Raw genomic sequence first — 25,390 nt, 5'->3', positions numbered from 1 at the left:
TGAACCGTATCAATCCCGCATTCGTTCCGGGCCGGCCATCACGTCTCGGAGACGCATAGCACGGTCTGTTTTCTCTTTAACTGCTCAACAATGCAAGAACTTCAATGTGGCGGAAGATTACTCCGAGCCTGAGCGCTCTGTCCAGAAAAAATTTTATAAATGTTTTATGACTCGTCGAGGAGGCCTGAAACTGACTTTCAACTGACAAAAAATATTGCGTCTCCCTGCTCCAGTAAGATCGCTGCATGCGCCGTCGCACAATTCTCAAATACCTGGGACTCTCCAGTCTCGCAGCCATTGCAGAAACGAAAGGCTTGCGTGCGCAAGATCCGGTGACTGGACCTCCTTCGGCTGTCCTCAGCCAGATTGGCTACGCGCCGCACTGGCGTAAAGTCGCCACCCTGCCTGCCTCGAATGCTGCCAAAACCTTTCGCATCGTCACTGAAAGCGACTTGACGCATTCCGTATTCGAAGCGTCCGTCTCCGCGCCTCTCACCGATGCTCTTTCCGGCGACAGCGTGGTTCTGGCTGACTTCTCCGGTCTCACACATCCGGGTAAATACCGTCTCATCTCAGGCTCACTCAAGAGCGATCTTTTTCCGATCGATGCCGCATCCTTCACGGATGCTCTACGCACTTCCATGCTCGGTTTTCATGGGCAGCGCTGCGGCACTGCGGTCACAATAGGCCCGTACCATCACGCAGCTTGTCATGCCGACGGCGCTTTCCATGCTACAAGCGGTAAGACTGGTCCATTTGCCAATACCGGAGGCTGGCACGACGCAGGCGATTACGGCCGTTACATCGTCAACAGCGGAATTTCGACGGGAACGCTTCTCTGGGCCTGGGAGCTGTACCCGCATCAGCTCGCAAAGCTGCACCTCGACATTCCTGAATCCGGCGGCAAGATACCGGATTACCTCGCGGAAGTCCGCTGGAATCTTGCCTGGATGCTCTCCCTGCAGGATGCCGATGGCGGCGTCTGGCACAAGCAGACCAGCGAGCAGTTCTGCGCCTTCATCATGCCGGAGCAGGACACGCTGACCAGCTACATCATCGGTACCGGCTCGGAGCCTTACAAGAGCACCTGTGCCACAGCCGATCTGGCCTCTGTCGCCGCCATCGCAGCCCGCTGCTACGCGCCGTATGACCCAGTCTTTGCGCAGCAATGTCTTGAGGCTGCAAGAAAAGCATGGAAATGGTCACAAGCCAATCCGAATGTGGTGTTCAACAACCCCAAGGGTATTAGCACAGGCGGCTACGGCGACAACAGGTGCAGCGATGAGCTTCTGTGGGCCTCAGCGGAACTCTGGCGCACCACCGGCGAAGCCCAATATGAACAGGCATTCCTCGCAGCAGCCACACTTCAGCCTGCGGTGACTGCACGTGGGGGCTCGCGCTGGGTGCCGGGATTCTCCTGGGTTGCTCCAATGGCATACTGGACGTGGCTTCTCTCTAGCCGTAAATCCACAAACCAATCTCAGGCTGCATCTCTCCGCGCGCAAATTATCGAGCAGACATTGAACGCGGCACAGTCGCTTGCCGACCGCGCAGACTCCGGCGGCTACGGAACCACCATGGCGGCCGAGCAGTATAACTGGGGCTCAAACGGCACAGCCGGAAATCAGTCGCTGCTGCTGCTCATCGCCGACCATCTCCAACCCACTCCACGCTTCCGCGAAGCAGCACTGGGAAACCTGCATTACCTGCTTGGCCGCAATTGCTTCGGTGTCTCATGGGTCACTGGCGTGGGAACAAATCCCTTTCAGCATCCGCATCATCGCCCGAGCGCTGCGGATGGCATCGACGCTCCGTGGCCCGGCCTCCTTTCCGGTGGTCCCAATGCTCATCCTGCGGATACAGTCGCGCGCACGGTGCCCAAGCAGCCGCCCATGCGCATGTGGATCGATGACCAGCGGGCGTATTCCATGAACGAAATTGCGATCAACTGGAATGCCCCGCTCGTTTTCCTGCTTGCCGCTGCTTGTAGCCTGGCCTGAAATCAACTGCAGACCACTTTTTCAGCTCCACTTGCACGGCCTCACTCAGAGAGGGCATTCTTATCGGAGCCGTTCGCCGCACCATCGAATTACTACCCTACTCAAGGATTGATATGCGCAGATATGCTTTCCGCTTTTGCGTTCTTTTTCTCTCATGCATTGCGGGCATTCCCGCCACCAGCCAGCCGGCTCCTGAGATCACGGTCCAGCACAACGTTGAGATGAAGACCCGCGACGGCGCAATTCTGCGCGCCGATATTTATCGCCAGAATACCGATCAGACCTACCCTGTTCTTTTGGAGCGCACCCCATATAACAAAGACAACGCCGCGGGCTTTGCACATCAGGCCGCCTTGCGTGGCTACATCATCGTCGTGCAGGATGTGCGCGGCCGTTATCGTTCCGACGGCGAGTGGTATCCCTTCAAGCATGAGACTGCGGATGGTTACGACGCCATCGAGTGGGTTGCCTCTCTCCCTCATTCAAACGGAAAAGTTGGCATGTTCGGCGGCTCTTATGTGGGCGCAACGCAAATGCTCGCCGCTATCGCTCATCCTCCTCATCTGGCGGGCATCTGCCCGGTTGTCACAGCCAGTAACTACCATGAAAACTGGACCTATCAGGGCGGCGCTTTCGAGCAATGGTTCAATCAATCCTGGACCTCCGGCCTGGCGCAGGACACGCTGGACCGCATTGCTACCGCCAACACGAATGCCGTGACAGGCAGCACAGTTCTGCCGCTCAAAAACTATCCTCTATTCAACTTGCCTCTCGACCTTGGCTCCGCCAGCGCAACACAGCAACTCGCGCCCTACTACCTCGACTGGCTCGCGCATCCGGCCTATGACGACTACTGGAAGCAGTGGTCCATTGAGGAGCAGTTCGGCTCGATTCAGGTTCCCGCCCTCACCATCGCCGCCTGGTACGACATCTTTCAGGGCGGTTCGCTACGCAATTACATCGGCCTGCGCGATCACGCGGGCAATGTTCAGGCTCGCGCAGGGCAAAGGCTCCTCGTCACCATTGGCGGCCACGCCGGCGGAGGTAGAAAAATCGGTGACGTTGATTTCGGAACCGCGGCGGCCGAGTATGACGAAAACGCCGCCACTCTCGAGTGGTATGACTATCTCTTTCTCGGCAAGCAGAACCGCTTCGCTACTGGCAAGCCAGTTCGCATCTTCGTCATGGGCCAGAACTCCTGGCGCGATGAAGACTCCTGGCCTCCCGCGCGCGCAAAGCAGACGAAATACTTCCTGCACTCCAGCGGCAGTGCCAATACTGCATCCGGGGATGGCGTGCTCTCGCTCGCGCAACAAAGCGCAGAAACCGTCGATCACTATACTTACGATCCTGCCAATCCCGTGCCCACCACCGGCGGTCCTCTTTGCTGCGACGCTCACCATCTAGCGGCAGGTCCCCGCGACCAGACCACGCTAGAAAACCGGTCCGACGTTATCGTCTATTCAACACCGCCGCTTAACCGCGATCTCGAAGTGACTGGCCCCGTCACACTCGAGCTCTTCGCCGCCTCTTCTGCCGTCGACACCGACTTCACAGCCAAACTCGTCGACGTATCGCCAGAAGGCTTTGCGCAGAATCTGACCGAAGGCATCGTACGTGCTCGCTATCGTCAGTCAACTGCACAGGCCACGCCTCTTACACCCGGCAAGGCTTACGAATTTGCCATTGATCTCTGGTCTACCAGCAATGTCTTCAAGAAGGGCCACCGCATCCGCGTCGAGGTCAGCAGCAGTAACTTTCCGCGCTTCGACCGCAACCTCAATACAGGCCGCGACGGCAGTTCTGACACGGAAATGACAAAAGCATCCAACACGATCTACCACGATGCCGGTCATCCCAGCGCTCTTCTTTTGCCGGTAATTCCGCAGTGAGATTACGATCGTTGGCCCGCCGCTCATTGCTCCAGACCCAGTTGTTGAGGGCGCCGGGTCAGCATACTTTCGGCTGGCTGTAATATAGACGAGGCAATTGGAAAATCCCGGTTTCAAATCTTATGCAATGGTTCTATATTTCGTGAGCGCGAACATTGCGAAATTCAGGAGATGTTTGCGATGACGAAAGATTTCCGCCCCTTCCGGACGGCTCTGTATTGGCTGGCTTTTCTGGTATGTATTTCTTCTTCGCCGGCACAGGCACCCCGCGCAGATAAGGTCATCGGAGGCTACTTCGAAGAGTGGGGAATTCACTATGGTGGATTCACACTGGCGGATTTGCAAAAGAATGGCGTTGCCAATGAGCTGACACATCTCATCTACGCCTTTGGCGATGTCACTCCAACTTCGACGCCGACCTGCGCGATCGAAGATCCCTCCGCGGCCTATCTCGACTCGTCCCTGCCAAGTGTGAGTGGCAAGCCCTATACCGCTCCTCCGTATGGGAACTTCGGAGCCATTCTTCAACTCAAGGAGCTGCATCCGCATCTGAAGGTGCTGATCTCACTCGGAGGGCAGGCTGGCAACTCTGCCGGCTGGGTGAGCGCTGCCGCCACGCCCGCTGGGCGCGTGGCGTTGGCCTCCTCGTGCATCGATCTCTTTGTCAAAGGCAACATTGCTCCCGGCGTTCACGCCCCAGGCCTCTTCGATGGCTTCAACATCGACTGGGAGTTTCCATCCTCGGCAGATAAACAGAATTTCACCGCACTGCTAAAAGAGTTCCGCACCCAGCTCGACACTCTGTCGAAGAGCACGGGCAAACGGTATGTTCTGACCTTCGACTCTCCATCCGACCCGAAGAAATATGCCAACATCGATTTAAAAGCCGCCGCCGAGCAAGTGGATTTCCTCACCATCGATGGCTACGATTTAGCCACTCCAGACGATAAGCAGACGAATCAGGCATCCTCGCTTTACGCTGCCGCAGCAAAGCCTTCACTCGATGGCTCGCCCGCAATCGACGCGACTGTAAAGGCGTATTTGAAGGCCGGTGTCCCCGCAGCCAAATACACAATGGGCCTGCCGTTGTATGCCGTCGGATGGAAAGGCGTCGCCAACGTAAACCATGGCCTCTACCAGAAGGCCACTGGCCCGGCTCCCGTACCTCTGGTCGATGGATCGGGCATCTGTCCGCGCCCGAACAAAGCAGACCCATCCCCCGGCTGCGACACGATCCTGACTCCGGGATTTCTGACCTACACGACGATTGAAAAATTCACCGGGACGAACGGCTTCACTGCCTGGTACGATTCGGCCCGAGTTGCAGCCATGCTCTACAATCCGTCGAGCGGGATCTTCTACACCTATGACACTCCCGCTTCGGTGGCGACCAAGACAGCTTATATCCGGGAAAAGAAGCTCGGGGGCGCCTATGTGTGGGCGCTCAATGACGACGATTCCAGCGGATCTCTGACCAAGGCCGTAGCGGCAGGGCTCAAGAAATCGAACACGATTTCTCACTCGAAAGTTCCGGCAAATTGACCAGTTACGCGGATAGAGCAGACGCGACAACTCAGTCTGTCTGAACTGCTTTGGCTTGCAACGCAGGCTTCTCCGCGGCATCAGACTTCCGCAGTCTGCGAGCCTTCGATATCGCCATCCAGATACCGCCAATTAATAACGCCACGAAGACACAAAGCAACGGCGTCGACCATTTCTGCAGCGTTCCTGTCCACAACCGGACCACGTGACGGCCATAGGCCACTCCCAGCCAGGCAATCAGTGAGTAGCGAAGAGCACGTGCCGCGCCGAATACTGCGAGGAATCGTCCGCGCGAAACGCCAAGCGCTCCGGATGCAAGCACAAATGGTGACAGCGGAATCGGCGGCGGAAGTATGGCCGGAAGAAACACTGCAAGGACAGGATGATGCTCGACCCAACCAACAATTCGCCCAAGAAGGCGTGCAGGCACGTAGCGGTGTAGAGCAGCTTCACCGCCTCTGCGTCCAATCTGCCAGGTCGTGTAACCGCCCCCGAGACTACCAGCGACAGCGATCGGCGCCAGCAACCAGGGATTACCGCTGTGCGCTATCAGCCAGAGTAAAAACAGGTCAGTGCTGCCGGGTAGGGGAAGGGGGACGATAGAGGAATCGATGATTGCAACAACAAAGAGCCCCAACCCGCCCAAGTGCGTGAGCCAGTTGGGCAACAGCGAGTGATGCGCTCTTGGCGCAACAAACTGCGCTATCTGCAGCGTCGAGTGATGTATCGATGCGGCCGCCTGCGATGCGTGCGGCAGAAATACAGGTGAAGGCACAAGCATCATTCGGCTGGATTCGTGCCGCTGGGATTATGCCAGCCGCCGTCGGCGGCGATCATGGCGTCAGCCTCTTTCGGTCCCCACCCGCCACGTTTATAGGGTCGAACTTTGGGATGCTTTTTGAGGACCGAATTGACGACCGTCCACGCGGCCTCAACAGCATCTTCGCGAATGAAAAGTGCCCCATCGCCAGCCATGGCATCGCTTAAAAGCCGGTCATAAGGTGCTTCCTCGCCCGGCTGTTCTTCCAGCAGATAAAGCTCCTTCTGCTCTCCGATAAAATCCTGGCCTGCAAGCTTGACGCGCGCGGCCAGTCCAACGGCAGAGTTGGGAGAGAGGCGGAAGCGTAGATAGTTGTTCCGGGCGGTTGCTGAAGTTGCATCAGCAAAAAGCTTTTGCGGAGGCGGTTTCAGCTCCACCAATATCTCGGTTGCAGTTTCTGCAAGATACTTGCCGGAGCGTAGATACCACGGCACTCCATCCCAGCGCCATGAGTCAATGAATAACCGCAACGCGCAGAATGTTTCAACATCAGAACGCTTCGCCACGTCGGCCTCATCACGATAACCAGCATATTGGCCGCGCACCATGTCGGCGGCCTTTAGAGGACGCATAGCCTTGAAGACCTTTGCCTGCTCATCGTGCACGGCTCCAAAATCTCGGCCCGAGGGCGGTTCCATAGAGAGCAACGCAACAATCTGGAAGAGATGATTCTGGATTACGTCACGCAGGCAGCCGGCGGTTTCGTAAAACGCGCCACGCTTTCCCACGCCGAAGTCCTCAGATAAGGTGATCTGAACGCTGGCGACATAGTTGCGGTTCCAGATCGGCTCAAGGAATGAATTGGCAAACCGGAAGTAGAGGATATTCATGATCGCTTCCTTTCCGAGGAAGTGATCGATGCGGAAGATGGAGTCTTCCGGAAATACAGACCGCGCTACGCGGTTAAGTGCGCGCGCTGAAGCCAGGTCGCGACCAAACGGCTTCTCAACAATAACGCGGGCGTTCTCAGATAACTTCGCCGCGCCCAGTCCCTTGATGACCGTCTCAAACAGCGAAGGCGGAATAGCCAGATAATACGCCGGACACCGCGCGCTCCCTAATGCCGTCTTGATCGCCGCAAATGTACCGCTGTCGTTGTAATCCCCGCTCACGTACTTGAGCAGAGACAAAAGACGATTAAAGGCGCGCTCATCATCAATTCCACCAGCTCGCTTGATGCTGTCAGTCACGCGCCTGTGCAGCCGCTCCAGGCTCCAATTCGGAAACGCAACTCCAATTACAGGAACCTTGAGCGTGCCTCGCTTCACCATGGCATAAAGCGCAGGGAAGATCATCTTGTGGGCTAAATCACCAGTTACGCCAAAAACTACCAGCGCATCGGAGCGGGAGATTGTCATCAAGCGCCTCAATTTCTATCTAGAGACTAATTCAGGCAGACGCCCTTAGCGGTTAGGGTCAGGGCGTTAAACGTGCTCAGTTACGTTCTATTCGTCTTCTTGCGTTGGATGTTCGCCGCATGTGGATGGATGGCTTCCTTGAATGCAACGCCTTTACCACCTGTACGGCGCATCTTCTGTCACTAACAAACTGCAGCGACCTCCATACTACGCACTCGGGCGCTGCCCTTTGAATCCGACTGCGAATCGCCAAGCAGGAATGTGTCGAAAGGCGGCATTTAGCATTTGTTGCCGCCGATTCAAAACGCTCAGGACCGCCTGAAGCATTCCGCAACTCCATCTCACATCGTGAGTCATCTTCCATGAAGTGAGGAAAAGCTGCTTCCATATGAGACCAATATTGTCGTATATTGAATACGGACCGAATCAGTCGCATATCTAATTGCGGGCTGGATGCAGATCAAGAGCCTGTAATTGAAATTTGCGAATTGAAGTCCGAAGTTTTAGAACCAGGCTCTCGCGGCCAACTCTTGGCAGAGACCGCGAGAACCTGGGGACCACAGCCAGATCGACTGCGGGCTGCCTTCACTATATATAGGGACCATGCCCGCAAAGTCTCAATCGTTATTTGTGGCGGATAGCTTTTGCTTGCCACAAAACGGCCAATTGTTTTCCTTTGTGAGGCAGGTTCATGAAGAACGGTTCCATTTGTCAGCCGCGGCGTGCCCGCGTTCTCTTTCTGACAGTTTTGATTTCTATGCTGCTTACGGCGGCAGCGTCTGGCCAGTCCCAGCGCCAATATCCGGGACGCGGCGCAGTCTCAGCTCAAGATCTGGCGAAGCTGACAGCGCCTGCAGCCATCGGCACGACCGCAGCCGACCAGGTCTGCGCTCGCTTCACGACAGGATCCACCGTTTCTGACCCTCCGGTTCTCCAGAGCCAGAATGGCGTGCTGGAAGTCACGATGAAATTCCTCAGCGTGACAGATTCGCAGGGACTGGTGCGGTATTGTTTTGTGACCAATACAGGCCTTGAGGCGCCGACTCTGATCGTCAACCCAGGCGACAACCTCATCATTCATTTCCAGAACGATCTTCCGGCAGCCACCACCACGTCCAGCAGTAGCGAGAGTATGGCGGGCATGAAGATGACGCTCTCGAATGACGCGACCACGAGCAGTAGCCCGGCATGTAACGGAAGCATGGGCACAAATGTTTCCAATATCCATTTTCACGGAACGAATATTGCTCCGGTCTGCGGACAGGATGAAGTTGTTCACACGCTCGTGCAGCCAGGCGCGAGTTTCGACTACAACGTGACGATTCCCGCAACGGAAGCACCGGGGCTTTACTGGTATCACCCGCATCCGCACGGCATCTCTGAGGGACAGGTACAGGGCGGAGCAACAGGCGCGCTGATTGTGCAGGGGCTGGAGAATGTATTTCCAGCGCTGGCGGGAATGACGGAGCACACCTTTGTGATCCGAGATCAACTGCTTCCCACCTCTGAGATAAACGACGCGAATATTCCTGCCTGGGACTTGTCCCTCAATTACGTTCCGGTCACCTACCCGGGCTATACTCCGGCGGTCATCCAAACCGACCCGGGCAAGCAGGAGTTGTGGCGTGTGGTGAATAGCGGCGCTGACACCATTCTGAATCTGCAATACATCGTGAATGGAACTCCGCAGCCAATGCAAATCTATGCAATCGATGGGTATCCGCTTTCATCGGGGACCGCCAGCAGCCTGACCACCATTCAGATGGGGCCCGGCAGCCGCGCAGAGTTTGTGGTCACCACGCCGAATGTCGGAGATACGGCGCAACTGGTGACGCAATACCAGAACACAGGTCCGGATGGGGACTTTGATCCCGCCCGGCCCATTGCGAATATCGTGAGCCAGAACGGGGTGGAAGAATCGACTGCCGCGAAGACTGGCGTTGTTCGGCATCTGCCGTCTGCGGCTGCCGTCGCGTCGCACGCACAGGCTACGGCTCGGCGCGCATCTCTCTATGGCAGCCTGGCTAATCTGACGCCGACTGCTCAACGTAACTTATATTTCTCCGAAGTCCTGGAAAACCCGGCCGATCCCGATAGCACGACAAATTTCTACATCACGGAAGAAGGCCAGACACCGGCGCTGTTCACCATGAATCAACCGCCGAACATAGTTGTGCATGCCGGCACGGTAGAGGACTGGACGATAGAAAATCGCGCGCAGGAAGACCATATTTTCCATATCCATCAGCTGCATTTTCAGATCATGGCAATTGATGGCCAGCCGGTGAATGATCCCGCACTCCGCGATACCTATGACGTTCCGTATTGGAGCGGCACAGGCGCGTATCACAGCATCACCGTGCGCATGGATTTCAGCGATCCGAATGTCGTGGGAACCTTCGTATACCACTGCCACATCCTGGAGCATGAAGATGGCGGCATGATGGGCGCGATTCAAGTGCTTCCTGCGGGCACCGCCGCAACCGCCGCAGTAGCTGCTTCTGCCGCAAGCATTGCCCCTAACCAGAGCGTGACGCTCACGGCAAACGTAGCAGATGCCGTTACGGGAGACCCTGCTCCAACTGGCCTGGTGCAGTTCCAGATGAATGGAGAAAACGTAGGCAATCCCGCAACGATCGCCAACGGGCAGGCAGTGCTGAGCACCGCGGTCAACGGCAACGTGGGCAGCAACAATCTGACAGCATTTTATGAAGGTGACGCGGCCTACGCGGAAGTGACTTCAGCGTCGATCCCAGTTACGGTTTCGCAATTCGGAATGACTTCTTCTGGAACAACCACTGCCGTCGGCTCTGCAGCAATCGCCAATGTTGTCGTAAGCGTGGCCAACAACTACACCGCGGCAATCAATCTTACGTGCACACTGCCGTCGAGTCTGACGGAAGCCGCATGCTTCGTCAATCCGAGCTCCATCACTGGCTCAGGCACCGTACAGCTCACGGTCAACACAACACCCGCGCATCCGCTCAGCAGCAAGGCAAATCGAATTCCGGGATGGCTGGCCACAGGCAGCGGTGCAAGTCTTGCCTGCATCGTTCTGCTGTTTCTGCCGCGGCGCAGAAGCGGCAACGTGATGCTTGGATTGCTTGCACTGATTGCCTTTGCCGGCATTGTGAACGGGTGCAGCGGAGGAGCAGCGAAGACCGATCTGGGGACAGCGCCGGGCTCTTACACAGTCGTCGTTACTGGTACCGGGGCCAGTGGAACTGGAAGCAGTTCAGGCCAATACCAGGCCAGCGTCAGCGTTCCCATCACGATTCAATGACGGCATCTGCCGCTTAGCTGACAAGAAAAAAATCAGGAGAAAGATGATGTTGAGCAGAGCCATACGTTTGACTGCCAGAATTGCCGGAGCCTCGTTTGTTCTCGCGATCCTGTGCGCCGCCACGCTGTGGGCTAGCGTGGGAGGGAGCATCTCCGGAACGGTGAAAGACTCGTCGGGCGGTGTGATCGTAAATGCGCAGGTGAAAGTAACGGAAATCAGCACACGTATTTCGCACGCGACTCACACGGATGGGAAAGGCTATTACACCTTTCCCGTTTTACCCGTCGGCCATTACGTTCTCGAAGCGGAAGCTGCGGGATTCAGCAGGTATGAACGGAAAGATATTACGCTCGACACCAACGGGGCGCTCACGCTGAACACGGTGCTTGAGGTCGGCAGCGTTACTGAGAGCGTGACTGTCACCGACAACACACTCCACGTAGAGACAACCAGCACGCAGTTAGGGCAAGTCATCACTGGACGACAAATGACAGCGGTTCCGTTGGACGGCCGCAGCTTTACGGATCTGTTGTCTTTGCAGCCCGGTGTGGCGCCGCAGACTGCCATCACGGAAACGACAGTGCAGGACGTGGGCGCTACTGTTCTGAACCCATCCGGCACATTGAATCCGGGCAATCTCTCCGTGAACGGCCAGCGCGAAACGGCGAACTACTTCAGCGTGAATGGCAGCGACGCAGAGGAAGATGTCAACGCCGGCACCGCTATTATTCCAAATCTCGATGCGATTGCGGAGTTTCGCATCATCACCAGTAACTTCGATGCGGAGTACGGCGAGTTCTCCGGTGGCCAGATCAGCGTGGTCACAAAATCAGGTAGCAATTCGTTGCACGGCAATGCGTTCGACTTTCTGCGCAACACCGATCTCGATGCGCGCAATTATTTTTCGCCCACTCGCGGCGTATTTCAGCAGAATCAGTTTGGCGGAACGCTCGGCGGACCTATCCGTCGTGACAAGACTTTCTTCTTCATCGACTATCAGGGCACGCGGCAAACGCAGGGTATTGATACTGGCAATATTGCGGTGCCATCCACTGCGGATCGCACGGGCAATCTTGTCGATTTCACCACTGGTCCATCAGGAAATCTGCTCAACGGAATCGTCAGCGGCCCCAATTTTGCCAACATTCTGACGCAGCGGCTGGGTTATCAGGTGGTATCGGGCGAGCCATATTATCTACCCGGTTGTCAGTCCACCACCACGTGTGTATTTCCAAACGCTGTAGTTCCGCAGGCCGCATGGTCTGTGCCTGCGCAGCGAATGCTGCAGTACATCCCGGCCCCCAACACCTCGCTGGGTTACGCCACATCCTCCTTTGACCAGACGGTGCGCGATGACAAAGCCGGAGCGCGAGTCGATGCCAATACGAGATGGGGTTTGATGTCGGCGTATTACTTTATTGACGACTTCTATCTCGTCAATCCCTATCCGGTGGCGCAAAGCGGCGCAAACGTCCCTGGCTTCTCCGCTGCCACCAGTGGGCGTGCGCAGTTGCTCACGCTCGGCGATACGAAGAGCTTCGGCACGACAATGGTGAATGACCTTCACTTGAGCTACATGCGCGACAATACCAACCTTGGACAGCCCATCGGCGGCCTCGGCGTAAGTCTGGCCTCGCAGGGCTTCGTCAACGCGGATGGAACCGATAGCATCGTAGCGCTCGATCCCAAGGGGCAGAGTGTGGAGAACTTGGACTTCAACTCCTACTCGACTGGAGCCGCGGCCAATCAACTCCTTCAAGTCAACAATACTTATCAAGTGGCGGACAATTTCTCCAAAGTGTTAGGCAGCCACACCATGAAATTTGGAATCGAGTTCCATGCCGATCAGGTGAACGCCGATCCCGTTGCACAGTTCAACGGCAACTTCGTCTTTGCGGGGCAGGAAACGGGCGTAGACTTTGCGGACTTTCTCATCGGCGTGCCTAGCCAGTACAACCAGAGCCAGTTGAATCCGTTCTTCGCGCGCAATAAATACTTCGGTGTCTTTGCTCAGGATAGCTGGCGTGTACTGCCGAGCCTGACATTGAACTACGGCCTGCGCTGGGATCGCATCGCGCCATGGTCGGAGAAGTACAACCAGATTTCAACTTTCGTCCCCGGCGTGCAGTCGGTGGTCTTTCCAGGCGCGCCTCCGGGAATTTTGTATCCAGGCGATCCCGGAATACCAAACACGCTTTCGCCGATCGACGCGCTCGATTTCTCACCGCGCATCGGCATCGCATGGTCTCCGGACGCACCGGACGGAACCTTCCTGCGGAAGCTTTTAGGCGCTCCTGGAACCACCAGCATACGGTCCAGCTTCGGCATGTTCTATAACGCAATCGACGCGGTTGAGATCGGCGTTCTGGCCGCGAATGCGCCCTACGGAACGACATACAGCAGCCCAGCGCCGCCGCTGTTTGCAACACCCTTCGTCAATGCTGCGGACGGCACCGACAACGGCCAGCCGTTTCCATACACGTTCGCGCCGCTGAACTCGTCGCGCAGCAAACCCGATGCCAATATCAACTGGGCAGCCTACGAGCCGATCAGCGGCATTCCCGGATATGACATTCATAACCACACGCCGTATACGGAGGAGTGGTCGCTCGCGATCGAGCGCCAGGTGGGACCGAAGACTGTTTTGAGCGCGAGCTATATCGGCTCCGGATCGCACCGCCAGCGCGTGCTCGTCGAATCGAATTCCGGCAATCCAGCGCTCTGCCTGAGCCTGAACCAATCGAGCGATGTCATGTTCGGCACAGTGACCTGCCAGGCCTTTGGCGAGGATACGGTGTACTATCCCGCAGGCGGTGGAACTGTGTACGGTACGCGCGGGCCGCTGGGACCGAACTTCGGCAGCAACGCGCTGCAATCGAATATTGGCCACGCCAACTATAACGCGCTGGATCTGAGCGCGCGACACACAGCCGGGCGGCTTGAGTTAGATGCTTCCTACACGTACGGCAAATCCATGGATCAGTCGTCGAACATCGGCGAGGAAGTTAATCCATTTAATCCCGCATTGAGCTATGCCATCTCAGCGTTCGATGTGAAGCATAACTTTGTGGTGAGCTATGACTACCAGCTTCCCTTCGATCTGTTCTTCCATCCCAGCCGATTGACCAAAGGATGGTCGCTGTCAGGCATTACGCGCTTCTCCACAGGCTTCCCTGTAACGATGATCAACAACGGAGATAACTCTCTGATCGGAACAAATCCGAATGGAGTGAACAACAGCAGCATTGACGAGCCTGATTACAACGGAGGCTCGCTGCATCTGAATAGTAATCCGCGTTCACAGGGCCACAACTACTTTGACACCTCTGATTTCCAGATGAATAAGCTGGGAGAACCCGGAACTTCAAAGCGGAGATTCTTCTACGGCCCAGGACAGGACAATTACGATATGGCGGTTGCCAAAAACCTGTCCTTCACTGAATCGAAAAACCTGTTGTTCCGAGTGGAAGCATTCAACATCTTCAATCATGCTCAGTTCTTCGGCCCACAGGCAGTCGATGGCACGATCGGAAGCTCAACATGGGGTCAGGTGGTCAATGCGGCACAGCCGCGCATTCTGCAGGGCGCACTCAAGTTCTCATTCTGAGGTATCCATCGCCAAAACTCGATCCGGACAGAATCAGACTGGATGTGTCCGGATCGGGTCTATCTGGTGAGCCGGCTTTCGGCAGAGGGTGTGCAGAGCGGAATCGTTAACTGGACCCCTGCGCCGCTTTTGGCACAACTGGCGCATGACAGTGAGGCGCGCCTTCAGCGCTGATACTCACTGACGATTGGTGGCAATCTCCAACGAGAGCCCAGCCGTTCATAGTCCGCCGCCGGCAGTTGCACCAGCAATGGCTTGCGCGCTGGATCGAGCCAGAGAAGCACGCCTTCCAACTCGCCTTGCGGCATGGCGGTGCATCCCGCCGTGCCCTGACTAGGGCCTGCCCAGATATGCATGAAGACACACGAACCGCCTGCAGTAACGGGGGAACGGTCATCGCTTCCCCTCACGGTGCTGTTGTGATCAATGACCACGCCCCATTTGTACGATTGCCCCGCGTCTCGCATATGTTCGGAGCTGTTCCAGTCGGAAGTGATTGTGGAGTGGTCCACGATGCGGTTGTAATATTTGGAGCGCACATCATCGACACATTCAGTCGACGAAGTCAGGCTCAGGTATTGAAGCTTTAGTCCCGGCAATGGCTGGGGCGCATAGCCGAATGCGGTACCCAGGGCAAAGACGCCTGCAGGAGATTTGCCATCTCCTTCCTTCTTTTCCGGCTCAGAGGCAGTGCGGATTCCAGGAGCATCCGTCGCAAGGAGACCAATGCCCCACCCCATGCCGCTCCTGCCCACCACAATGGAAATCGGCTTGCCAGTAAGCTTCCACTTCTCATTGGGAGTGTTGCGCTCAAAGCGCTGCAACCGGCCATCGACTGCGTTCCAACTGGATGTAGTGACGACGATCATCTGCGTGGAATGCGTGAAGACTTCGGATTGGGCAGCGGTAGCCTGAGCCGAGAGAGCCAGAGTTCCGGTCGCCCCCAGGAGGAGACCCAGGAGAAAGTGTAGAGATTTCATGGATTGCAGTGTATAAGCCGGGAGCAGCGTGTGTATTTTTCTGGAAATCAGCGCGGGTAAGTAGAGGCCAATTTATAGCGCGCTTCGACGAGATTCCATGAGGCTCGACGAAACATAAGCTTACTTTCCAATACAGAACGTCGAAATCCAGGAAATCAGCAATATTTATGCACATTATAGAAATTAGAGTGTTTCTGGAGACCCAGCAGAGGCCTAAAAGGTTCTGCACCTTATATTTCGATCTCCAATGTTGTTATCGCAAGGCGCGTCGGCGTCATCACCAATTCTCAACCTTCACAAGGCCTTAAAATGTAGAATGTATTGAAGTGGGCTGTAAGCAAAGTAAGTCCCGTCTACAACTGGTTGATTCGCGGACAAAGGCTTGGAGAAATTTACCTCAATTCATCGAAGCATGAACCTGGCCCAATGGACAAGGCGCAGCTTTGCCTTGGCTATCCTGGCGCTTGGAATTGGGGTTTTTTTCTGGGGAACCGCATACAAGATGTCGCTTTACGAGTCCTCTCCCATTCATAACAAGGTGCCTGTAGCCAAGCTCCTGACGGAATCCGGTAAGGCAAATAAAGATCAAGTGGAATCGACGGCGATGCCGCATCGATGGATAGAGTCTACTCTGCTACTTGACCTCGCCCTGCTGACATTTGCGCTTGGCCTACAGCTTGTTTGCGCTTCCAAAATATCCGAAAGCGAGCCTCAGTGGCTTGCACAGTTTCATTTTCCTCCCGCACAGTTTCTGCGCCCTCCTCCATTTCCTCTTCACGGATAAATTGTCTCCGGCAGTCCCGGGGAATTGTCAATCCAGTTTTATTCCGTTGAAAGAGGTTTCTGCCCATGCGCGGCAAACGTATTCTTGTCTACGCACTCTGCGTAGCGGCGGCGGTCGTGGTGATCGCCCTTATTCTTCATCGCTCCAGATCGCCTAAAGATATCGCGGAAGAACATACTGCACACGCCGTCTCCGTGGTCGCGGCCGTCCGCGGGCCCATCGCCCGTCAACTCGTTCTTGCCGGTATTTTTCAGCCATTTCAGGAAATCGACGTGCACGGCAAAGTCTCCGGCTACGTGCAGCATATTTACGTTGACATCGGCGACCGCGTCCACCAGGGCCAGACCCTGGCCATTCTTGAAGTTCCTGAATTGGATGCTCAGGTGGAAGGCGCGCAGGCCGGCGTGGCCCGTTCCCAGGATGAAATTGCGCGCATGCAGCGTGAAGTATCCCGTGATGAGGCAATCTACGCCGCCGCGCATGCAAATTACGAGCGGCTAAAGCAGGCTTCTGACCAGCAGCCGGGGCTGATTGCCGCGCAGGAACTGGATGACGCACTGGCGAAAGACCGCTCGGCCGCCGCGCAGGTGGACGCGGCAAAATCCGCTGTCTCCGCAGCACAGGGTCAGCTTGGTGTGGCAAAAGCCGACAAGATGCGCGTCAGCAGCATGGTCCAGTACGCCACCATCTCTGCGCCGTTTACCGGCGTCGTCACCATGCGCTATGCAGATACCGGCTCCCTTGTTCCCGCTGGAACCTCCGAAAGCAACGCCCAGGCTGTTGTTCGTCTTGCGCAGAGCGACGTGCTACGTCTCCGCATGCCCGTGCCGGAAGAAGACGTTCCCTTCGTGCATGAAGGATCGCAGGTGATGGTGCGCATTCAGGCCACCGGCGCGCGGTTTCCCGGCAAGGTTGTGCGCTTTACGCGCGACGTCAGCACTGCGACACGCACAATGCTCACGGAAGTCGATGTCCCCAACCCATCGCTAACTCTTGCTCCCGGCATGTACGCCGAGGTCGCTTTCAATCTTGAGCAGAAATCCGATGCGGTTATAGTTCCCACCGCGGCCATCGTGCAAGGCGATCAACCCTCAGTGCTCCTCGTCAACGCGAGCAACCTCGTTGAGCGTCGCGCCGTGAGTCTCGGCATCAGCGGCGCTAATCGTCAGGAGATTCTCTCCGGCATCGCGCCCGGCGATCAGGTCATCGTAGGCGGGCTGGCATCGGTGCGGCCCGGCGATCGGGTGCAGCCGCGTCCAGTCTCGGCGGACATGGTGGAGTACCACGATACAGATGCAAAGGAGGCCAAATAAATGTCCTTCTTTGCCATTCGCTATCCCTTCTTTATTCTCATGCTTTGCATGGTCGTTGTCGTAGTGGGTGTAGTTGCGGTTCTTGGAATGCCGGTCGATCTGTTCCCGAAGATCAACATTCCCGTAGTTGTGGTTGCCACCTTCTACTCCGGAATGCCGCCAGCGCAGATCGAGTCTGACATCACCGACACCGACGAGCGCTTCTTCACGCTGGGCAGCAATATTGATCACATCGAATCCCGCTCTCTGCCCGGCGTCAGCCTCATCAAGGTTTACTTTCAGCCTGGCACTGACCCTACTGCCGCCGTCAGCAATATCTCCAACCTGGCCATGGCGAACTTGCGCCGCCTTCCGCCCGGCACATTGCCTCCGGTTGTCTTGAGCTTTGACGCTGCCAATCTTCCTGTCTGCCTTGTCACGCTGAAAGGCGCGGGCCTTAACGAGACTGCGCTCAAAGACACTGCACAATTCACTGTGCGCAACCAGATTGCGAATGTTCCTGGCGCCTCTGTGCCGCAACCATATGGCGGACGATACCGGCAGATCATGGTCTACGTCGATCCGGTCAAGCTGCAGGCCGCCCAACTCAGCGTCATGGATGTCGTGCATGCCGTCAACGACTCGAACCTCATCCTGCCAGCCGGTGATGTCCGCATTGGCCCCAAGGACTTCAACATCTACGCAAACAGTCAGGTAGCTACGGCAGATGAGGTCAATAGCATTCCGCTGAGAAGCGTTGGCAATGCTTCGATCCTGGTGGGCGATATCGGTCACGCCGTCGATGGCGGCCAGTTGCAAACGAATATCGTCCGCGTCGACGGTCAGCACTCCGTCTACATTCCAGTTCTCAAGCAGGGGGGCAATTCCAACACAATCACCATCGTCAGCGGCATACGCGATGCAGTGGCGCATCTGCTCGACATGCCGCCCAGCGCAAAGACCAGTGTGGTCTTCGATCAGTCCGTCTTCGTAAAAACCGCAGTGAAGAACGTCATCAGCGAGGGAGTAATCGGCCTGGCGCTTACCGGCCTTATGATCCTGCTCTTCCTCGGTAACGTTCGCGCCACTGTTGCTGTTCTGCTCTCCATCCCGATCTCGTGTCTCGCAACATTTCTCGTGCTTGACGCCTTCGGCAGCTCGATCAACACGATGGTCCTGGGCGGTCTTGCGCTGGCGCTTTCAAGGCTCATTGACAACTCTGTCGTTGTGCTGGAAAACATCTTCCGCCATTTTGAAATGACGCCCGACCGCGTCAAAGCGTCGCAGGAGGGTGGCCGCGAGGTGCAGCTTGCCGTGCTCGCCGCATCCTGCAGCACCTCAATCGTCTTCTTCCCCGTGGTGCTGCTCACTGGCATCAGCAAATACCTCTTCAGTTCACTCGCAATGGCCGTCGTCATCGCGCTCATGTGCTCCTATTTCGTCGCCATGACTGTGGTGCCGCTCTTCTGCTCGCGCTTCATCCGCCACTCGGGCCACGATGCCGAACATTCTGCCGCGCAATCTGACGATCCTGCTCCAGAGCACATGAGCAGCGGCCATGGCCGTAGAAATCTCTTCACGCTCGTCATCTATCGTTTCAACCAGGCCTTTGTCTGGATGCAGAGACATTACGACACCGCCATCACTTACTGTCTTGCGCGTCCTGTCAAGGTTGTTGCCGTCTTTGCTGTCTTTGTCGTGCTGACCTTCGGTCTCTTTCCCTTCGTCGGGCAGGCATACTTCCCACGTACAGACTCCGGGCAGTTCCTCATCAACGTGAAAGCCCCCTCCGGCACGCGCATTGAAATGACCGACCGTTACGTTGGCCGTGTGGAAGACGAGATACGCTCCGTCGTTTCCCCCAGGGATCTCAACATGATTGTCTCCAATATCGGCGTCACGCCCGATCTCTCCGCCATCTACACCTCCAACTCCGGCATGCACACCGCCTTTGTGCAGGTCAGCCTGAAGGAAGAACACTCCGTCAGCAGCTTTGAATACATGGAGCGCGTCCGCCGCAAGCTCGCGCAAAATCTTCCCGATGTGCAGACCTACTTCCAGTCCGGCGGTCTCGTCGATTCCATCGTCAACCAGGGACTGCCTGCTCCCTTTGATGTGCAGGTCAGCAGCAATGACATGGATGGCGGATATCAGACAGCGGAAGAACTCGGCCGCAAATTCCGCGCCGTTCCTGGCGTCAGCGATGTCCTCATCCCACAGGACATCGACTACCCTGGCCTCGCGCTCAACATTGACCGTGAGCGCGCCAGCCTGCAAGGCCTCACGCCAAAGATGATCGTCGATAACGTCATCACTGCCATGACCTCCAATGGCATGGTCGCGCCCAGCTACTGGGTCGATCCCAAAAACGGCAACAACTACATGCTCACTGTGCAATATCCGGAAACGCAGGTGAAGACCATGGAAGACTTCAAACAAATTCCGCTGCGCTCGGCAGATGGGAAGAACACAGCTCCACTTGAAAGTGTTGCTTCGATTCGCGCTATCAACACCCCGACCGAGGTGGACCATTATCAACTGCGGCGCGTTTTTGACATTTATGTAATGCCGGAAAAAGAAGATCTCACCGGAGTCGGCAAGGCCGTGAATCAGATCGTCAGTGCTTCGCATCCGCCCGCTGGAACGCGCCTGTCCATCCGCGGCTCCAGCGTCAGTATGAACCAGTCTTTCCGTTCCTTCGCCATCGGGCTCATTCTCTCCGTAGTGCTTGTCTTTCTCATCCTCATGGCGCAGTTCGCATCGTTTTTCGATCCCTTTATTATTCTTCTCGCCGTCCCTCCAGGTCTCTCCGGCGTGCTGCTATTCCTGCTGGCCACGCATACCACGCTCAACATCATGAGCCTCATGGGAGTGCTGATGATGACCGGCATCGTCGTCTCCGATTCCATCCTGATCGTCGAGTTCATTGGCCAGCTGCGTAAATCAGGTGAGCCTCTGGAGCGAGCCATCATCACAGCCTGTAAAGTCCGTCTGCGCCCCATTTTGATGACAACGCTCGCGACGGTGCTCGGCCTCATTCCCATGGCGCTCGCGCTGGAGGCGGGCAGCGAGCAGTATGCGCCACTGGCCCGCGCTATCCTCGGCGGACTTACCGTCTCCGGTATCGTGACGGTCTTCCTCGTTCCCTGCGCATATCTGCTCATTCACAGGCGTCTTGAAGCCAGACACGGAAAGGCAGTGGCATAATGCGATTTCATATATCCGCACTTGCACTTCTGGCAATTACCGTCCTGGCACCTGCGCAGACACCGCAGCCGGTAGGCTCCTCACCGGCGGAGACGCCCATCACCCTCACCCAGGCCGAACAGCTGGCGCTCAAAAATAATCCCCGCATCACCGCGGCACATCTCGTCGCCCTTGCCTCCGCGCAGCAAACGCGCGAGCAACGGTCCGCAGAGCTCCCGCAGATCAACGCTGACCTCACCGCAGTGAAGGCTGAGGACGCCACCCGCATCGGCGCCGGCACGCTCAATCCCTCCACGCTTTACACCCATGCCGGAGCAGGCGGCACGCTCTCACAGCTCATCACTGACTTCGGTCACACACACAACCTCATTCTCAACGCCAAATTGCGTGAAAAAGCGCAGCAGCAATCCGCACTCGCCACCGAGCAGGACATTCTTCTTGCCACAGACCAGGCTTTTTATCGCCTGCTCGATGCGCAGTCACTTCTCAACGTGGCAAAAGCAACCGTGCAGACCCGCACGGATGTCCTCAATCTCACCCAGGCATTGACTAAGAGCAATCTCAAGAGCACGCTCGATCTCAACATCGCCGCGGCTGATTTGTCCCAGGCGCAACTCCTCCAGCTTGATACGGAAAACTCCGTCGCCTCCGCCCGCGCTGTACTCGCTGCGCTCCTTGCCACGCCTGACTCCAACTACCGCGCCGCTGAAGACTCCGAATCCATCTCGCCTCCACCTGCACTGACCGATGCGCTCATCGTCGAGGCCCACGCTCAGCGCCCTGACCTTGCTGCTGCCGGCTTTCAGACGCAGGCTGACCAGAAGTTCGCCCGCGCCCAGCAGGAGCAGCGCCTTCCTTCCATCTCGGCCGCCGCCATCGGCGGTGTCACCCCCGTCCGGCCCGATGGAGTCTTCACCCAGAACTGGTACGCGGCGGCAGGCGTCAACCTCAGCCTGCCGCTCTTCACCGGCTTCCGCATCTCCGCAGAGACAAAAGAAGCGCACTTGCGTGAAGAGGCCGACGAAAAGCGCCAGGAGGACCTCAGCAATTCAATCTCGCGTGACGTCCGCGTTGCTGCTCTCGCTGCGCAGACGGCTTATCAGCGCATCGGAGTCACTCAGAACTTTGAAAAAGAGACGACACAAGCTCTCAACTTAGCCCATACTCGCTACCAGCTTGGCCTCAGTTCTATAGTCGAGCTGAGTCAGGCGCAGCTTCAGAGCACGCAGGCATCCGTAGATGCGGTAAATGCACGCTTTGACTATTTCCTTTCCTTGAGGTCGCTCGCATACGCCAGAGGGCTTTTAGCGCCCTAGCGGCGCTGCAACCAGTGAATACGTCAATTTCTGAATTCTGATTTTCGGTTATTAAGCAATCAGGCTCTGCACTGCTTGGGGTGCCGGGAGCGAAGATTGCAATGCGTTTTCAACACAGTTGTTCTTCATGTTCGGTGCGGCTTCCTTTGGCACGGGTACACCAGGGAACTATTCAGCTGCTTACTACTGTGCGGGGACGTCATCTGCTGAGTGGAGCTTTTCGCGCTCGCTTTGCGAGATGGATGTAGCGAGTCTCCCTGGAGAGTGCAGTGATTTGAGCGAAGTTATGGCTGTCCTCGAGGTCCATGAAGAAAATCCCGACTTGTCGCGTGCGCAGATCATATCCGCTTTGAATGAGACTAGATGAGATATGTATATTACTGAATAAATTATGCTTACTCGGTAATATGAGATCATATGAGACTCAATTCAATGATGTGTAGTTTTATTTTCCGATACAAAATGTCGAGAAAATCAGATTCAAAATGTCGTCCGGCGTGGTCTGCCCGGTAAGCGAGTCCAGCGCCCACAATGCACGGTAAAGATCAATCAGAATCATCTCGTGCGGAATGCCACTCTCATTCGCTCCTGAAGCATCCTTCAGTGCTGAAATCGCCGTCGTCACCGCCCCGTGATGCCGCAGACTGGTCAGCATCCCCGGCTCACTCGCCGCGCCCCCGGTCGCCAGCGTCACAATTCGTTCGCGCAGTTCAGCAATCCCTTCGCCCGTCAGCGCAGACGTTGCAACAACGGGAAGATTCGCAAACTCCGTCATCTCTGCGGCAGCCTCACTCTTGAGATCGCTCTTGTTGGCCGCGATCAGTGCAGCGCGCCCCTCCACCGCGCGCAACAGCTCGCGCTCTTCCGCGTTCAAAGACTGCGTTGAGTCCAGCACGATCAGCACCAGAGCGGCATCCGCCAGCGCCTCCCGGCTGCGTGCAATGCCCATCTGCTCTGCCTCTTCGCGCGCCTCGCGCAAGCCGGCCGTGTCCACCAGTTCGAGCGGAATTCCGTCCAGCGCAATCCGCTCAGATACCGTGTCACGCGTCGTGCCCGGCGTCGCCGTCACAATCGCCCGATCGCGCTCAACAAGCTGGTTGAAAAGCGAGCTCTTGCCTACATTCGGTCTGCCCACAATCGCCAGCGTCAATCCGTCATGCACAATTCGTCCCCGCGCAAACGACCCCGCCAGAGCCTCAAGCGGCGGAGTTAGCTCGCCAATCCGTCGAGCAATCTCATCTGGGCCCGTTACCTCCACATCGTCCTCGGCAAAATCAATCCCCGCCTCGAGCAGCGCAATCAACTCCACCAGGTCCTGTTTCAGCGGCCCCACGCGCCGGCTCAACGCGCCGCCCATCTGGCTCGCCGCTGCCCGCGCCTGCGTCAGCGTCTGCGCGTCAATCAGGTCGCGCACCGCCTCCGCCTGCGTCAAATCAATCTTTCCCGCCAGAAATGCCCTTTGCGTAAACTCGCCCGGCTCCGCCAATCGCGCACCGAGCTCCAGGCCGCGCCGCAACAACAGTTCCAGCACCACCGGTGAGCCATGCGCTGCAATCTCGACAAGCTCTTCGCCCGTATACGAGTTTGGCGCGGCAAAGTACGTCACCATCGCTTCATCAATTCGCTCTGCATCCGTGCCATCTGCGTCCAGCACATCGGCCAGCCGCGCGCGCGCGTGCTCCAGCGGCTGCCGCAGCCGCACAAGCTGCACGCCAATCTCCGCCGCCTCCGGCCCGCTCAGCCGCACGATCCCGATCCCGCCACGCCCCGGCGGAGTAGAAATCGCCGCAATCGTATCAACGGCAATCGGATTGTCTTCAATCTCACTCATGCAGCTTTCTATTGTAGGGAATCAGCCGGCAGTCTTCGCGTGCGCTCCAAGCTCATCGGCATCTCCGCCGTAGCTCTGGTATAAAGGTTTCGCTATTCACCACCCGAGAAAACACATGCCGAATCGCTACTCCACCATTGCTGCTTGCGCCTTCTTCGTCGCCGTCGCTATCTCTCTTCCAGCACAGCAGCCTGCGCATACTCCAGCGCCAACGCACACAACTCTCGACCTCACCGTGGTCAAGCCCGAGTCCGTTGGCTTCTCCTCCGAGCGGCTCGAGCGCCTGCACGCGCTCATTCAGGATGAAGTCGACCACCAGCAACTCTCCGGCGCCATCACGCTTCTCGCGCGCCACGGCAAAGTCGTCGACTTCCGCACCTACGGCAAGCGCGATCTCGCCACCGGCACGCCCATGACCACTGACACTATCTTCCGCGACTACTCCATGACCAAGCCCGTCACCGGCGTGGCCATGATGATTCTCTACGAAGAAGGTAAGTGGCTGCCCAGCGATCCCATCTCAAAGTTCATCCCTGAATTCGCGCACCTCAAGGTCTTCAATGGTGTTGATGCCAGCGGCAAGATGATTCTGGTTGATCCCGATCACACGCCCACCATGCGCGAACTGATGTCGCACACAGCTGGCTTCTCCTATTCGTGGTCCGGCAAAGGGCTCGTAGGGAAGATGTACACCGACCTGAACGTACAGCAATCAAAGAATCTTCAGGAGATGGTCGACAAGATTGCCACAATTCCGCTCAACTACCAGCCGGGCAAAGGCTGGCTGTACAGCATGTCGATGGATATTGAGGGCTACATCGTCGAAAAGCTCTCCGGCCAGTCCCTTCCCGACTTCATGCGCGACCATATCTTCATGCCGCTCGACATGAAAGACGCCGCCTTCTATGTTTCCGCCGATAACCGCAAGCGCTTCGCCACCAACTACCGCTACGACGACACTCAGAAGCAGATCGTCGCCCTGCCCACGGAAAACGGTATCCCCACCGATTACACTGCGCAGCCAACCATGCCTTCCGGAGGCGGCGGCCTCGTCTCCACCATTGAGGACTACTACCGCTTCGCATCCATGCTCGGCAATGGCGGCACGCTTAACGGCAAGCGCATTCTCGCGCCTTCCACTGTGAAACTCATGTCCACCAATCATGTGTCCGAGGCCGTCATCAACGGCACAAACGGCCAATTCGGCATTGGTCTATCGCAGATGCGCCCCGGCTTTGGCTATGGGTACAACGTCGCCGTCATGTTTGACCCTCCCGAGGCGGACCTCACCGACGGCAAGGGCACATTCTTCTGGGATGGCGCAGCAGGCACCTGGTTCTGGGTCGATCCCACCGACGACATCGTCTTCGTCGGCATGATCCAGCGTATGACCAGTCCGGACAATCACCCACTCGAATACAAGACCCACGCCGCCGTCTATCAAGCGCTCGTCGATCCGTCAAAGTAGCGCTTTCGAA

14 protein-coding genes are annotated in these 25,390 nt (G+C 56.9%); 10 read left to right on the top strand and 4 right to left on the bottom strand.

Annotated features, from left to right (window positions below):
• Positions 1-245 precede the first annotated feature (245 nt).
• The 3 genes from VO84_RS07900 (at position 246) to VO84_RS07890 (ending at position 5,434) form a co-directional block, all read left to right on the top strand.
• Positions 246-2,000, top strand: coding sequence for a glycoside hydrolase family 9 protein (locus tag VO84_RS07900; protein ID WP_082661832.1), 1,755 nt, complete (start codon positions 246-248; stop codon positions 1,998-2,000).
• A 113-nt stretch (positions 2,001-2,113) separates the two neighbouring features.
• A complete protein-coding gene (locus tag VO84_RS07895) occupies positions 2,114-3,892 on the top strand; it encodes a CocE/NonD family hydrolase (RefSeq protein ID WP_058187109.1) in 1,779 nt (592 codons plus the stop codon).
• Between the two features lie 180 nt (positions 3,893-4,072).
• Positions 4,073-5,434, top strand: a complete 1,362-nt coding sequence (locus tag VO84_RS07890; RefSeq protein WP_058187107.1) for a glycoside hydrolase family 18 protein — start codon at positions 4,073-4,075, stop codon at positions 5,432-5,434.
• Between the two features lie 31 nt (positions 5,435-5,465).
• Here VO84_RS07890 and VO84_RS07885 read toward each other — a convergent pair whose 3' ends face one another.
• Both VO84_RS07885 and zwf read right to left on the bottom strand, forming a co-directional pair.
• Positions 5,466-6,209, bottom strand: a complete 744-nt coding sequence (locus VO84_RS07885) for a YqaA family protein (protein ID WP_157439793.1) — start codon at positions 6,207-6,209, stop codon at positions 5,466-5,468.
• Positions 6,210-6,214: 5 nt separating this feature from the next.
• On the bottom strand, positions 6,215-7,612 hold the full coding sequence (gene zwf, locus VO84_RS07880) for a glucose-6-phosphate dehydrogenase (protein WP_058187103.1): 1,398 nt from the start codon (positions 7,610-7,612) through the stop codon (positions 6,215-6,217).
• A 691-nt stretch (positions 7,613-8,303) separates the two neighbouring features.
• Between zwf and VO84_RS07875 the strand changes: the two genes are divergently transcribed.
• Complete coding sequence (locus tag VO84_RS07875) at positions 8,304-10,895, top strand: multicopper oxidase domain-containing protein (protein ID WP_058187101.1); 2,592 nt, start codon at positions 8,304-8,306, stop codon at positions 10,893-10,895.
• A gap of 43 nt (positions 10,896-10,938) precedes the next feature.
• Positions 10,939-14,502 (top strand): TonB-dependent receptor, encoded by a 3,564-nt coding sequence (locus VO84_RS07870; RefSeq protein WP_157439792.1) that lies wholly within the window; start codon positions 10,939-10,941, stop codon positions 14,500-14,502.
• A 164-nt stretch (positions 14,503-14,666) separates the two neighbouring features.
• Here the strand turns inward: VO84_RS07870 and VO84_RS07865 are convergent, their stop codons facing one another.
• Positions 14,667-15,482 carry a L,D-transpeptidase family protein gene (locus VO84_RS07865; RefSeq protein ID WP_058187097.1) on the bottom strand — a complete coding sequence of 272 codons (816 nt, stop codon included), beginning with the start codon at positions 15,480-15,482 and terminating at the stop codon, positions 14,667-14,669.
• 382 nt (positions 15,483-15,864) lie between these two features.
• On the opposite strand from VO84_RS07865, the gene VO84_RS07860 reads away from it, so the two are divergent.
• From VO84_RS07860 to VO84_RS07845, 4 genes are all read left to right on the top strand, one after another.
• Complete coding sequence (locus VO84_RS07860; RefSeq protein WP_157439791.1) at positions 15,865-16,266, top strand: hypothetical protein; 402 nt, start codon at positions 15,865-15,867, stop codon at positions 16,264-16,266.
• A 65-nt stretch (positions 16,267-16,331) separates the two neighbouring features.
• Positions 16,332-17,579: an efflux RND transporter periplasmic adaptor subunit gene (locus VO84_RS07855; RefSeq protein WP_157439790.1), complete on the top strand. Its 1,248-nt coding sequence runs from the start codon at positions 16,332-16,334 to the stop codon at positions 17,577-17,579.
• Positions 17,580-20,765 (top strand): efflux RND transporter permease subunit, encoded by a 3,186-nt coding sequence (locus VO84_RS07850; RefSeq protein WP_058187093.1) that lies wholly within the window; start codon positions 17,580-17,582, stop codon positions 20,763-20,765.
• On the top strand, positions 20,765-22,081 hold the full coding sequence (locus VO84_RS07845; protein ID WP_058187090.1) for a TolC family protein: 1,317 nt from the start codon (positions 20,765-20,767) through the stop codon (positions 22,079-22,081). Before VO84_RS07850 ends, VO84_RS07845 begins: the two co-directional genes overlap by 1 nt.
• Positions 22,082-22,526: 445 nt before the next feature.
• On the opposite strand, the gene mnmE is transcribed toward VO84_RS07845, so the two are convergent.
• Entirely contained in the window at positions 22,527-23,912 is a 1,386-nt protein-coding gene (gene mnmE, locus VO84_RS07840; RefSeq protein ID WP_058187088.1) for a tRNA uridine-5-carboxymethylaminomethyl(34) synthesis GTPase MnmE, read from the bottom strand.
• A gap of 115 nt (positions 23,913-24,027) precedes the next feature.
• Here mnmE and VO84_RS07835 point away from each other — a divergent pair, with 115 nt between their 5' ends.
• Entirely contained in the window at positions 24,028-25,380 is a 1,353-nt protein-coding gene (locus VO84_RS07835; RefSeq protein WP_058187086.1) for a serine hydrolase domain-containing protein, read from the top strand.
• Positions 25,381-25,390: the final 10 nt, after the last annotated feature.

This window comes from Occallatibacter gabretensis (assembly GCF_001449115.1).
Classification (GTDB): domain Bacteria; phylum Acidobacteriota; class Terriglobia; order Terriglobales; family Acidobacteriaceae; genus Telmatobacter; species Telmatobacter gabretensis.
Note: the sequence above shows the minus strand (reverse complement) of the source record. Positions and strands in the feature narration are given on the sequence as shown.

Excerpts from the sequence above, each read along its gene's own strand:
- mnmE (WP_058187088.1), bottom strand. The coding sequence starts at position 23,912 with ATGAGTGAGATTGAAGACAATCCGATTGCCGTTGATACGATTGCGGCG.
- VO84_RS07900 (WP_082661832.1), top strand. The coding sequence starts at position 246 with ATGCGCCGTCGCACAATTCTCAAATACCTGGGACTCTCCAGTCTCGCA.
- VO84_RS07870 (WP_157439792.1), top strand. The coding sequence starts at position 10,939 with ATGATGTTGAGCAGAGCCATACGTTTGACTGCCAGAATTGCCGGAGCC.
- VO84_RS07835 (WP_058187086.1), top strand. The coding sequence starts at position 24,028 with ATGCCGAATCGCTACTCCACCATTGCTGCTTGCGCCTTCTTCGTCGCC.
- VO84_RS07875 (WP_058187101.1), top strand. The coding sequence starts at position 8,304 with ATGAAGAACGGTTCCATTTGTCAGCCGCGGCGTGCCCGCGTTCTCTTT.
- VO84_RS07890 (WP_058187107.1), top strand. The coding sequence starts at position 4,073 with ATGACGAAAGATTTCCGCCCCTTCCGGACGGCTCTGTATTGGCTGGCT.
- VO84_RS07850 (WP_058187093.1), top strand. The coding sequence starts at position 17,580 with ATGTCCTTCTTTGCCATTCGCTATCCCTTCTTTATTCTCATGCTTTGC.
- VO84_RS07865 (WP_058187097.1), bottom strand. The coding sequence starts at position 15,482 with ATGAAATCTCTACACTTTCTCCTGGGTCTCCTCCTGGGGGCGACCGGA.
- VO84_RS07855 (WP_157439790.1), top strand. The coding sequence starts at position 16,332 with ATGCGCGGCAAACGTATTCTTGTCTACGCACTCTGCGTAGCGGCGGCG.
- VO84_RS07895 (WP_058187109.1), top strand. The coding sequence starts at position 2,114 with ATGCGCAGATATGCTTTCCGCTTTTGCGTTCTTTTTCTCTCATGCATT.
- zwf (WP_058187103.1), bottom strand. The coding sequence starts at position 7,612 with ATGACAATCTCCCGCTCCGATGCGCTGGTAGTTTTTGGCGTAACTGGT.
- VO84_RS07845 (WP_058187090.1), top strand. The coding sequence starts at position 20,765 with ATGCGATTTCATATATCCGCACTTGCACTTCTGGCAATTACCGTCCTG.